The organism is Corynebacterium ulcerans (assembly GCF_000767685.1).
GTDB lineage: Bacteria > Actinomycetota > Actinomycetes > Mycobacteriales > Mycobacteriaceae > Corynebacterium > Corynebacterium ulcerans.
In genome coordinates this window covers 2,278,714-2,290,391 of the sequence record NZ_CP009622.1, presented here as the reverse complement: position 1 = coordinate 2,290,391, position 11,678 = coordinate 2,278,714, and the positions used below count along the sequence as shown (strand labels likewise).

Here is an 11,678-nt window from a genome sequence, read left to right as displayed (position 1 = left end):
CTACTAGGCAGATAAACTAGCGCTCATGAAGATCGCCTATTTAGGCCCTGAGGGCACATTCACCGAGGCCGCGCTATGGAAACTCGCAGAGCGGCAGGATTTTGTGGATGTTCGGGCGATTCCTATGCGCAGTCCGCGCGAGGCCGTGGATGCGGTTCGTGCCGGTGAAGCAGAATACGCATGCGTAGCCATAGAAAATTCCGTCGACGGTGCTGTGACCCCCACCTTTGACGCGCTCGCAGTGGCCGACAACGTGCAGATTTTTGAAGAAATCGACCTCCCCATCGCCTTTGCCATCATGAGCCTTGAGGGCACAGACCCCGCCACCGCACAGACCATAGCCACGCATCCCGTGGCCTACCAGCAGGTCAAAGGTTGGCTTGCGCGGCATGCTCCGCAAGCAGAATTTGTAGCTGCTACCTCCAACGCTGCAGCTGCGCAGTTGGTGGCCGAAGGAAAAGCAGATCTTGCCGCCGCTCCGTTACGCGCAGCCGAGGTTTATGGTCTCTCCGTGATCAGCGATAACGTTGCCGATGTGGCCGGCGCTCGCACCCGCTTTGTTCTGATTGGGCAACCTGCGCGATCAACTCCACGAACCGGAACAGACCGCACGGCGATCATGTTTATCCTGAAAAACGAGCCAGGGAGCTTGGTAGCAGCGCTCTCCGAATTTGCGCTGCGAGGAGTCGACCTATCACGCATAGAATCTCGTCCCATTGAAAGTGGCCTTGGCTATTACCGTTTCCATGTGGACGTCAACGGGCATATCGACGACGCCCCAGTCGCAGAAGCATTGCGCGCCCTCTACCTGCGTTGCTCCGTACTCCAGTTCCTAGGATCCTGGCCTGCACACCAAGCAAATCCGAGGGAAGTTGCCCTCGCCGCTGATACTGAACTCATAGATCAAGCTGCTAGGTGGGTAAACAGCATCAGAGAAGGACGTCTCTAGAGGATGGGAACCATGGGCCGAATTATTCTGATGCGCCATGCGCGCACTTTTGCTAACGCTGCCCGCATATTTGATACGCGGCCACCAGGGGCGGAACTGACTGTTCTGGGCCGGCTCCAAGCCGCAGAAGCGGGCGTGCATTTGGCCCATATCACCCAGAATCTTGGCGGGGTGGTGTCTTCTGTCGCAATCCGCACTCAGCAGACGGCTGTTGCCGTGGTGAAAGCGTATGAGAAAACCTTGGGACTTCCGGCGGATACCTATCCCATCGACGTAGACCCTCATCTGCGAGAAGTCTTTTCAGGGGCTTTAGAAGGAAGCTCAGCCCCTGAGGCCCATGAGGCATATATCCGTGCTCTCGACGCCTGGATGAGCGGGGACCTTCACGCCGCAATGCCGGAAGGGGAAACTGCGCATGAGGTGATTACCCGGATGCGTCCGCCCCTAGAAAGCCTTGCGACGTTATGCCGGGAAACAGGAAAAGACTATCTCGCGGTGAGCCACGGGGCTGCGATCCGTATTGCTACTCGATATTCTTCCGACGTGCCTGAACGCGTGGCTCGGGACACTTACGTGGGGAATACCTCTCTTATGATCCTTGAACCTCGAGGAGAATTTGGTCAATGGCATTGCGAGATGTGGGGCAGCACGCCTCTGGATCAGCCATGAAGTAAGGATGAGCCTGCATTTCCATAGACGTTAGCCGCTCAGAGGCCTCCTCATCATGCGTATGTCTATGGAAATGCAGGCTAGGCCCGGCTAGACCGGTCTAGGCATAGCCCAATCGATGCAGATCTTCTTCTTCGAGCCCAAAATAGTGGCCGATCTCGTGCATAACGGTGATGCGAACCTGTTCTACGAGTTCTTCTTCGGAGGAACAGTACTTTTTGAGGGCTTCTTTATAAATAGTGATGGTGTCGGGGAGGAACCCGGCGTGATCAAAACTGCGCTCGGTGAGTGCCACACCGTGGTAGAGGCCGAGGATATAGGGGGAGTCCTCGGCATAGTCTTCGATGAGGATGGCAAGGTTGGTGATGTGTTCAGTGATGGACTCGGGGATAGCAGATAACGCTTGGTCTACGAGTTCTTCAAAGTGCTCATCGCTGATCTGAATCATTAGCGTGCCGGTTCTGGGTGAGGGCCAATGAGAGCCTCTGGATTCACGATAGGTGCACGTACCGGACGGGAAGCCGGGGGCTGACCGTTAATAGTGAAACCGGTTTTAGCGCTGCCGGCGAGTGTGGCAAATTTACGATCCTGCCCAAAGACCAGCGCGCAGTTAACACTGCGGGAGCCGCCCGCCCACGAGTTTTCGGGGAGGGTAGTCCAGAAGGGCTGTAGCGTGGAGAAGTAGAGAGGGTCGTCACCTCCTAAATAGTCCTGAGCCGCTTGAGTACACACCTGCTGGAGATGTTTATCTTGTTGCTCAAGGGAGGGGGTTCCCTCGGGGAAGACCGGCTGCAAATCTACGATGGAGGTGATTTCTAGCTGGTGTTCGGCACCGCAATCGACGACTCGGGTGGCGCTGGCGGCGTCGACAAGCACGCATTCATTGGGGCGGAATATGCGGGATTGGTCTTGCTCAGCGGCGCGGCCAGACGTCGGGATAAGAGTGCCTTTGTCATCAGTTGCCTGAATGCCGCAGAGCAAGGTTCTATCGCCCTTTGACCAGGCATCTTGCGGCGGCAAGATCGAGGCAACCGAATACTTGCCCATCTGGTCGAAGGTGCCTTTCAAGTACTGGATCGTGGGGTTAAGGCATAACTCCTCACGCAGCTGAGCTTGGCGGGTGAGATCTGGCATGGGGGCTTCGTCGCCAAACTCAGATGCCGGGTAAGCCCGGAGGTCTTCGCGGGAAGAGACCTCAAAGCGGTGCTCGCCTGCGCAGTCGGCCTGCTCAAAGTTAGTGATCTTTCCCGCGCCGTCTTTCCATGTAAGGCATGACCCCGAGTCAGCAGTGGTAAAAGACGCTGCAGACGCTTTGCTGTCAGAGGAAGGACGTGACTGAGACTGCTTGGACGAGCCCTCATTCTGGGAAGAAAAAGAGTACGCGCCGACGCCTGCTGTGGAGACCAAAGCTCCGACAAGCAGGATACGAACTGCTGTAGCACTGCGCCAAGATTGAGTCATAGTGACCTCAGTCTACTTACTTACTTTGAAATAAAGGTCCGCAACGCAAATCTATCTGTGCGGTAAAGGGAGGAACACCACTCGATGGGATGGTTGCCTGCACTGGCATGACGCTCAACTTTGAGGAGGGGTTCTCCCACTTCAACGTCGAGAATTCGGGCTGTCTCAGCTGTCGCGGCGACCGCCGTGGTGATTTGTTCCGCGCCGGTAATGGAAATGTTGTAAGAATTTTCCAGAATCTGATAAACGGACTTATACACGTCGTTTTCTAGTAAATCTGGCGCGAAGTTTGAGTTGTACCATGCGTCGTTGAGGCAGAAAGGTTTGCCATTTCCTAGGCGGAGACGCACGAGGTGGGTATGCGGCGTAGTGGCGTCCGTACGGAAGAACTCTTGAACCACAGAATTGGGGGCGGACCAAGCGGACGCCAAAATCTTGCTGGAAGGCTCAATACGCCGCGCAGACATCTCATCTGTAAAAGAAGCGAGTTGTAGACGAGTGACCATAGGAGATTGCGCCACAAAGGTGCCTTTGCCTCGGCTACGGCGGAGCTGGCCGGTGGCTACGAGGTCGCCGATGGCACGTCTTACGGTGATTCTGCTTACTCCATAGGCCTCTTCTAAAACGCGCTCACCAGGCAGCATGTCGCCAGGTTTGAGCTCGGTTCGGCAGAGTTCTTCAAGTATTTCCCTGAGCTGTTGATGCTTTGGCGTGCTGGTTCCGTCAGTTAGGGTTCTGGCGGGCAACCCCAATCGAGTGTCGACCATAGGTATCAGTGTAGCCGTGCTGGTCATAACCAGCCATGATTTTGGTCATGTTGTGACCTACTAGTTAATGGAAGGCGGTAAGGTCGGATGTGTGATTGATCTGAAATTCCTCCGCGAGAACCCCGATATTGTCCGCGAATCCCAGCGTATCCGCGGCGAAGACCCTGAATTGGTAGACAAACTTCTGGTCGCTGATGAAGAACGACGTGCTGCAATCCAGGTTGCAGATGAGCTACGTTCCGAGCACAAGGCTTTTGGCAAGAAAATTGGCCAGGCCGCTCCGGAAGAGCGCGCCGCCCTGCTTGAAGGCTCGAATGAGTTGAAGGCAAAGGTAAAAGAAGCTGAGGAAGCGCAGTCTGCCGCAGAGTCAAAGGTAGACGAGCTCCAAATGCTCTTTAGCAATGTGGTCACCGACGCCCCTGCTGGTGGAGAAGATGACTTCATTGTTTTGGAGCACGTTGGTGAGCCTCGCACCTTTGACTTTGAGCCCAAGGATCACCTGGAACTTGGCGAGTCCCTGGGGCTGATCGACACCAAGCGCGGCACTAAGGTAGGCGGTGCGCGTTTCTACTACCTCACCGGCGATGGTGCATTCTTGCAGCTGGGGATGCTCAACCTTGCTGCTCAGAAGGCCCGCGACAACGGCTTCCAGCTGATGATTCCACCAGTGTTGGTACGACCCGAGATCATGCAGGGAACCGGCTTCTTGGGCGCTCACTCCGATGAGATTTACTACCTTGAGCGCGATGACCTTTATCTAGTCGGAACCTCTGAGGTGGCCTTGGCTGGCTACCACAAGGATGAAATCATTGACCTCAATAAAGGTCCGATTAAGTACGCTGGTTGGTCTTCCTGCTTCCGTCGTGAGGCCGGCTCTTATGGCAAAGATACCCGCGGTATCCTGCGTGTTCACCAGTTTGACAAGCTTGAGATGTTCGTTTTCTGCAAGCCAGAAGATGCCGTCGAGCAGCACCAAGCGCTCCTTAAGATGGAACGCGACATGCTCGCAGCCGTGGAGGTTCCTTACCGCGTTATCGACGTCGCCGGCGGAGACCTAGGCTCTTCTGCGGCCCGTAAGTTTGATACAGAAGCATGGATCCCTACCCAGAACACCTACCGTGAGCTGACATCTACCTCAAACTGCACCACGTTCCAGGCACGACGCCTTCAGACTCGTTATCGTGACGAGTCCGGGAAAGCCCAGACGTGCGCCACCCTTAACGGAACCCTCGCCACCACACGTTGGTTGGTTGCGATCCTTGAGAACAACCAGCAAGCAGATGGCTCAGTCATCGTTCCTGAAGCTCTACGCCCATTCGTGGGTAAAGATGTCTTGGAGCCAATCAAGTAAGAGGTATTTGGGTAAACCATGAACACCGGATGGGAAAAGCAGGGCATTTGCTGGGTGCCAAAGGGCTTGCATAAGGTCCCGAGGCATCCAGAAAGCCGCGAGTGGTTTTACGGCCGAATCGTGGCAAGGCTGGTAAAAGGCCTTCTTCGCGCCCAAGCTATCGAACTTACGGTAGAGGGCTCGGAAAATGTTCCAGCTCAGGGATCGGCGCTGTTGGCGATCAATCACACAGGCTATTACGACTTCATCTTTAGCGGCGCTGCAGCCAATCTTCGTGGTGGGCGACTGACCCGATTCATGGCTAAGAAGGAAATCTTCGATGTACCTGTAGTGGGCACACTGGTGCGGATGATGAAGCACATTCCGGTTAACCGTGCTGCAGGTGCAGGGGCTCTTGATGAGGCAATTAAGCATCTTCAACAAGGGCAACTTGTGGGCATTTTCCCAGAGGCCACGATCTCTCGGAGTTTTGAGGTCAAAGAGCTAAAGAGCGGTGCCGTGCGTATCGCTCAGCAAGCGGACGCCCCCCTCATCCCCGTCGCGGTCTGGGGTAGTCAACGCGTATGGACTAAGGGGCTGAAGCGTGACATCGGGCGCAGCCACATTCCCGTGTGGATTCGGATCGGTGAACCAGTGTCGCTCGAAGGCACCGTAGAAGAAGCTACGCAACGCCTCCGCGAAGCGATGATCGAGCTACTCGACGGAGTACGCACGGAATATGAAAAGGCCTATGGGCCCTTTGCCGGCGGTGAGTCATGGCGTCCTGCGTCCATGGGAGGTTCTGCGCCTACCGTGGAAGAAGCTGAACGTATCGACGCAGAACAGCGCCGTATTCGCGCTGAGAAAAAGGCTAAGAAACAGAAATAAGAGGTTTTTAGCGCTTGACGCCCATGGCAGTAGCTTATCGACGCTACCGTCGTGGGCGTCATCTTTATGCTGCCCCCGTGGGCGTCTCCGCCCTAGACATTTGTCACGTCAGGACGGGACAATGATAGATGACGTATTCACTTTCCCCTGGAACCGGAGGACCGCATTGTGACGTGGGAACCCAAGCTCATCGTGAGCGACGTAGACGGAACGTTCCTCGATTCTCGGGAGCGGGTGTCGCCGGAGCTACGCGAGGTTGTTGAGCGCGCCGGGGCTCAGGGAGTCTTCTTTGCTTTGGCTACTGGGCGTCCTCCACGGTGGATTTACCATGTGTTGGATCAGCTGAGCGTTCGACCTATTTGCGTATGTGCCAATGGCGCTGTTCTTTATGATTCGGCGAGCGATCGTGTTCTGCGCGCGCATACGCTCAGCCCCGAGGTTCTGCGTACTGTGGTCAGCGCAGTGAGGGAAAATCTTGATTGTGGAATTGCCGTTGAACGTTCGGGGGCTTCTGCCTTTGACCACCCTGCGGAACTGTTCGCGGTGACACCGGGCTATGTCCATGCGTGGGAGAGCGATGAGCACGGGATGGAGACAGAGAATGAACTCTTGTCGCGCCCTGCTATGAAGCTTCTTTTGCGTAACGACGCCCTCACCGCCAACGAAATGTACGCGCTGGCTGTGCCAGCTATCCCCGAAGAACTAGCGCATGTCACCTTTTCTATTGACCATGGGCTTTTAGAAGTTTCTGCGCCAGGCGTGAACAAAGCGGCGGGGCTGCAGGACCTGGCTGAGCTGCTGGGTGTGGACCCCGCGGATGCAGTGGCCTTTGGTGATATGCCTAATGACGTGGAAATGTTGCAGTGGGCAGGGCACGGTGTGGCTATGGGCAACGCTCACGAGGCGCTTAAGCAGGTCGCAGATGAGATAACCACGAGCAACAATGATGCTGGTGTGGCAAGGATCCTTCAACGTTGGTTCTAGAAGAAAACGACGGGGACAAGCTGTGAGTAGCTTGTCCCCGTCGTTAAGCATTTTCTTTAAGACGCACCTGGAGCACTAGTTTGTGTGAATATTTACTGCTCCGGTAGCTGGGTTGAACGTGATGTAACCGTGCTGGAAATCTACGCGGTATTCCTCGCCAGACTGGTACTGCGTTCCGGTGGGAAGACCCAGAGGGCCGGCGTCGAAGCCCTGTTGAGCCCACGCATCGCCGATCGCACCCCACAGGGCGTTTGTGCCGGTAGACGGGGTGGAGACAATGATGCCGTTGTCAAAGAGGGCGTATTCAACCTCTTCGCCGGTCTTGGAAGCATAGGTTGCCACGCCGGAGCGGGGATTGCCTAATACCGGGCCAAAGACAGTTTTAATGTCATTCCATGCACGCGTGATCTGAGAGTTGCTGAGCAGGTCAACCACGCGAGTGATGATCGGCGGGATTTGTGAAAGCTTCAATCCGTTGATCACCGGTACATTGCCTATGGTGCCCAGGTTTCCAGGGATGAGTCCTTGGGTGGAGGCAATGGTTGCAGCGAGGAGCAACAAGGAACCGCCTGCGGCCACAGCAGAATTAAGATCCTTAGGCATCGACGATCCAGCTAATTTGTTTACTAGCTCGGCGATGTTTGCGATTTGAGCATTCGGCTGAGCGGGTGCTGGATGATGAGGTGCCGGTGCATCCCCACGTGGTGGGGTGTTTTGTATTCCGCCAGATTGAGCGGTGCCTCTTTTGATGGAATCGTACTTCTGCTTGGCGGTTGTTCGGATGTTGCCCATTTGAGCGTAGGCGTGCTGGCCTGGGCATGCGGTGTTACCAACGTCGCGGTGAGCGAAGATATTCGGCAGATTTACAGCTTGGCCCTTGGGGTAAGGGGTGTAGCTGGTTCCCTCGGAGTAATGCGTTCCGGAGCCGGTGGGGTCGATGCCTGCGACGGCTGAGCGCCAACCTGCGAGCTCTCCGACAGATTTGATCATTGCCGGTGTCGTAGGAGCGGTGTCGTAGTTACCCAGCATGGAGATAGCCCAGGTATTTTCGTTGAATCCGCCAGCGTGAGCACCCCATACGTTGCGGTTAAGTCCACCGTAGCGTCCCTCATACAGGTTGCCGTACTTGTCCGCTAGTGACTGGTATCCCACGTCGCACCATCCCAAGGTCTGAGCGTGGTACTGGTAGATGCCTCGGACAATTCCGGGTGCTTGCGACTCGGTGTAGTTGTTGGAGCCCGCGGTGTGGTGAATCGTAATGCCTTTGACGCCGTCAAAGTAGCTTGGCTGTTGGCATCGGATGGACTCATTAGCGCCCCAGCCCTTACGGGAAATAACGCGGGGCATGCCATCGGAATCGGCGGTCATTTGGATGCCGTTTTCTGGCAGTTGAGATTCGCCGCCCTCGATAAAGACGACATCGAATTCTGAGACATCATTGGTAGCCGTGATATTTGTTGTCTCTGCTACGGGTTTGATGTCACCAAAGTTGGAGGGCAAAGGCGCCATGCCATGCACTTCTGGGTTCTCAACGGGAGCCGCTGGCTGGGCATCTGCTGCTGGTTGCTCGGCCGCCGGCTGAGGTGCCGCCTCGGCATTCGGTGGTGTTGCTGGAGCGCCGCCGGTGATATCCACACCGGACATAGAGACTTGGATCGTATTGGTTGGCTCGATGTAGATCAGGTCGGTGCCGCGTTTTTCTGTGTCGCCTGCGCCGTAATCGAGCGGCTCGGTGTCGTACCACTCGGACCAGGTTCCGTCGGCACGCTGAGCGCGGACGAAAGCTGCGATGTCCTTTTCGCCGTTCCATGTGATCGCAAACTGGGAGAATGGCTGGTCGCGGTGGAACTGCTTGACGGTGCGGGCGCCTGTTTCGCCTTGGGCGGAAATGGCTGCGTCGTTAACGGTGACACTCTGGCCAGAGGCGAGGCTGTCTGTGCTTACGCTGGCTTCGATGGGGTCGATACCGGTGTTATCGGTATGCAAGATCTGGTTGGCGCCAATGCCAACGACTGCGGAGGCCAAAAGTGCCACTGCGGAGACGATGGCAGTGACTGGCCGAGTCGGTGTGGGGACTAGGCGACGTCGTTGCTGCACGATAGTGAACTCCCTAATGAGGTGCGTCTGGGAATATTGCGAACTGTTGAGAAAATGCAAAATCCCTGTTCACTCTAGTGCACTTATGTGAAAGTTGGAACACTTGTGATAGGTGTGGCGGAATTTTTATCAAGGAATTGTGCAAAAAAGAGAGTCATATGCGCTGCCTGGACTGAACAAATGGCTAGACAAAACCCGAATGAAATGCGCCGTATTCCGAAGCTTTTATTGTGGAAAACTTCACGGGAACTCAAAAAATAGCTCCTAACTAAAGCGATAAAACAGCAGCTAGTGGCGGGTAAAAATGATTTTTCTTTCATGTGTGACCCATATCGTGAACCCCAGCACATTGCCGGCGCTAGGCCTGCCCGATAGGGCACGGTAGTCACGTCCCTATCTCATAAAAGGAAGTCCCTCGGGTACGGAGATAGCTTCACGTACCCCAAAAGAAAAAGAAGGCAGCACGTCCATAATGATGTCACGCAAGAACTCGTTAGCTCGCACTATAGGAAGTGCCCTTTGTGGCATTGCTATCGCTGCAGCAGCATTAGTTGGCTGCGGTTCTAACGACGGCGGAACCGCATCGAACAACACACACAATGCGGATGCATCGCAGAATTTTCCCGTCACTGTGAAATCAGGAGTTTCCGGCGAAGGCGAGAGCGTCACCCTGGAACAAGAACCCACAAGGATTGTGAGTTTGTCGCCGACGGCCACTGAAGTTCTCTATGCGATCGGCGCTGGAGAGCGTGTGGTTGCGGTAGATAAACACTCCACTTATCCAGCGGGAACCCCTATCGTGGAAGGGCTATCAGGATTTAAGCCCAACCTTGAGGCAGTAGTATCCCACGACCCGGATCTTGTGGTGGTCTCGCGGGAAGACGACACCTTTGTGGCTGGGCTAAACGCGGCAAAGATCCCCGTGTTGGTGCTGCCTGCTGCAAAGAAAATCGATGATGCGTACTCACAGATTGAAAGGCTAGGGGCAGCTACTGGCCATATTGCAGACGCTACCCTGCGGGTTTCGGAGATGCAGTCCGATATTGAGGCAGCGGTGAAGACCGTGCCAGAGTCCATTACGAGTGCCCATCTCTCTTATTATCACGAGATCAGCAGCAAGCTTTACGCGGCGGCCGATAGCTCGTTTATCGGTCAGGTCTATGCACTCTTCGGTATGAAGTCCATCGCGTCAGGCGCAAAGGACTACCCGCAGCTCACAAACGAGGCTGTTATCGACGCCAATCCGGACGTTATCTTCCAAGCCAACCAAGGATCGGAAAAGATCACTCCGCAGGAGCTGGCTGCCCGGCCTGGTTGGAACACAATCAAGGCTATAAAGCATGGTGCGATAGTGCAGCTCGACCAGGATCTGGCTGCTCGTTGGGGCACTCGGTTGCCGTTGTTGGTCAAGCAGATTGCAGAACAGCTCGTGGCGCTTCCGCAGGAAGCACGTGCCCATGAGCCTGCATCGTCGACGGTCCACTAGCGTCCTAGCCCATGAGAGAGCGAAACGTAACGCTATTTCCAGTGATCATAGTGTTGAGCATGATCGTGCTGGGATGCGTGGTTATCGCCGCGGCTCTTGTGGGCGCGGTCGGCATCGGGCCTGACGACGTTCTCCGCGAGCTTCTTGGCGGGCACGTGTTGAGCGAACGTCATCGTGCGATAGTGCTCAACGTTCGGTTGCCCAGAATCGTGCTGGCCGTGATCGTGGGAGCCATGCTTTCTATAGCGGGTGCTGCATACCAGGCGGTGTTTCATAATCCCCTCGCAGATCCCTATCTTTTGGGAGTAAGCGCTGGTGCGGGCCTTGGAGTCACTCTGGCGGTGGTCTTTGGGGCCACCATAGGCTTTAGTCTTGGTGGCGCGGGAATCATTGGTGCGGCTTTTATAGGTGGCGTAGCTGCGGTTGCTGTGACGTGCGTTTGCGCTGGCGTGGTGGGCGGCCAGGCAACGTCGAGCGACGCTACGACCGTTGTTCTCGCAGGAGTAGCAGTGGCGGCATGTGCGTCTGCGGCGCAGACTTTTGTGCAGCAGCGCAACATAGACACCATTCAACGTATCTACGCGTGGATGCTGGGAAGCCTTAATACAGCTGGCTGGTTAACGGTGGGATTGGTGATACTGCCCGTGGCGGCATGCGTGGTACTGCTGTGCTTGAGTGTTCGTCTGCTCGACGTGATGACTTTGGGCGATGAGGAAGCAGCAGCATTGGGCGTGCACCCGCAACGCGCACGGTTAATGCTGGTAGGAGTGGCCACGCTGGGAACTTCTGTGGTTGTCGCAGTATCCGGTCTCATCGGGTTTGTGGGAATTATTGTTCCGCATGCGGTTCGCTTGGTGGTGGGACCAGCCCACCGGCGTCTTATCCCGGTCAGTGTGATCTGGGGAGGTATTTTTCTTCTTGCCGCTGATACCGCGGGGAGAACCGCGATGGCCCCGGCAGAACTGCCAGTGGGCGTGGTCACGGCTTTCGTCGGAGCGCCTTTCTTCCTTGTCGTACTCCACCGCCATCGTCGCGGAAGGTCGTAGC

At 55.8% G+C, this 11,678-nt stretch carries 11 protein-coding genes; 7 read left to right on the top strand and 4 right to left on the bottom strand.

The window, feature by feature from the left end; all coding sequences use genetic code 11:
• Positions 1-25 precede the first annotated feature (25 nt).
• Complete coding sequence (pheA, locus tag CULFRC11_RS10275; RefSeq protein WP_023636483.1) at positions 26-949, top strand: prephenate dehydratase; 924 nt, start codon at positions 26-28, stop codon at positions 947-949.
• 3 nt (positions 950-952) lie between these two features.
• Positions 953-1,618: a histidine phosphatase family protein gene (locus tag CULFRC11_RS10270; protein WP_023636482.1), complete on the top strand. Its 666-nt coding sequence runs from the start codon at positions 953-955 to the stop codon at positions 1,616-1,618.
• A gap of 100 nt (positions 1,619-1,718) precedes the next feature.
• On the opposite strand, the gene CULFRC11_RS10265 is transcribed toward CULFRC11_RS10270, so the two are convergent.
• The 3 genes from CULFRC11_RS10265 to CULFRC11_RS10255 are packed head-to-tail and all read right to left on the bottom strand — an operon-like array spanning position 1,719 to position 3,873.
• Positions 1,719-2,066 carry a metallopeptidase family protein gene (locus CULFRC11_RS10265; protein ID WP_023636481.1) on the bottom strand — a complete coding sequence of 116 codons (348 nt, stop codon included), beginning with the start codon at positions 2,064-2,066 and terminating at the stop codon, positions 1,719-1,721.
• Complete coding sequence (locus CULFRC11_RS10260; protein ID WP_023636480.1) at positions 2,066-3,079, bottom strand: septum formation family protein; 1,014 nt, start codon at positions 3,077-3,079, stop codon at positions 2,066-2,068. The genes CULFRC11_RS10265 and CULFRC11_RS10260 overlap by 1 nt, the downstream gene beginning before the upstream one ends.
• Positions 3,080-3,099: 20 nt before the next feature.
• A complete protein-coding gene (locus CULFRC11_RS10255) occupies positions 3,100-3,873 on the bottom strand; it encodes a GntR family transcriptional regulator (protein WP_013912551.1) in 774 nt (257 codons plus the stop codon).
• Positions 3,874-3,937: 64 nt separating this feature from the next.
• On the opposite strand from CULFRC11_RS10255, the gene serS reads away from it, so the two are divergent.
• The 3 genes from serS to CULFRC11_RS10240 all read left to right on the top strand — a co-directional run bounded on the left by serS (position 3,938) and on the right by CULFRC11_RS10240 (position 7,048).
• Positions 3,938-5,197 (top strand): serine--tRNA ligase, encoded by a 1,260-nt coding sequence (gene serS, locus CULFRC11_RS10250; RefSeq protein ID WP_014836910.1) that lies wholly within the window; start codon positions 3,938-3,940, stop codon positions 5,195-5,197.
• Between the two features lie 18 nt (positions 5,198-5,215).
• Positions 5,216-6,064, top strand: coding sequence for a lysophospholipid acyltransferase family protein (locus CULFRC11_RS10245; RefSeq protein WP_023636479.1), 849 nt, complete (start codon positions 5,216-5,218; stop codon positions 6,062-6,064).
• Positions 6,065-6,211: 147 nt separating this feature from the next.
• A complete protein-coding gene (locus tag CULFRC11_RS10240; protein WP_031270692.1) occupies positions 6,212-7,048 on the top strand; it encodes a Cof-type HAD-IIB family hydrolase in 837 nt (278 codons plus the stop codon).
• A 75-nt stretch (positions 7,049-7,123) separates the two neighbouring features.
• Here the strand turns inward: CULFRC11_RS10240 and CULFRC11_RS10235 are convergent, their stop codons facing one another.
• The gene (locus CULFRC11_RS10235; protein ID WP_023636477.1) at positions 7,124-9,145 is read right to left on the bottom strand and encodes an N-acetylmuramoyl-L-alanine amidase; all 2,022 of its coding nucleotides are present in this window, start codon (positions 9,143-9,145) and stop codon (positions 7,124-7,126) included.
• Positions 9,146-9,617: 472 nt separating this feature from the next.
• Here CULFRC11_RS10235 and CULFRC11_RS10230 point away from each other — a divergent pair, with 472 nt between their 5' ends.
• Both CULFRC11_RS10230 and CULFRC11_RS10225 read left to right on the top strand, forming a co-directional pair.
• The gene (locus tag CULFRC11_RS10230; RefSeq protein WP_023636476.1) at positions 9,618-10,631 is read left to right on the top strand and encodes an ABC transporter substrate-binding protein; all 1,014 of its coding nucleotides are present in this window, start codon (positions 9,618-9,620) and stop codon (positions 10,629-10,631) included.
• Between the two features lie 11 nt (positions 10,632-10,642).
• Entirely contained in the window at positions 10,643-11,677 is a 1,035-nt protein-coding gene (locus CULFRC11_RS10225; RefSeq protein WP_023636475.1) for a FecCD family ABC transporter permease, read from the top strand.
• The last annotated feature ends 1 nt before the right edge of the window (position 11,678 follow it).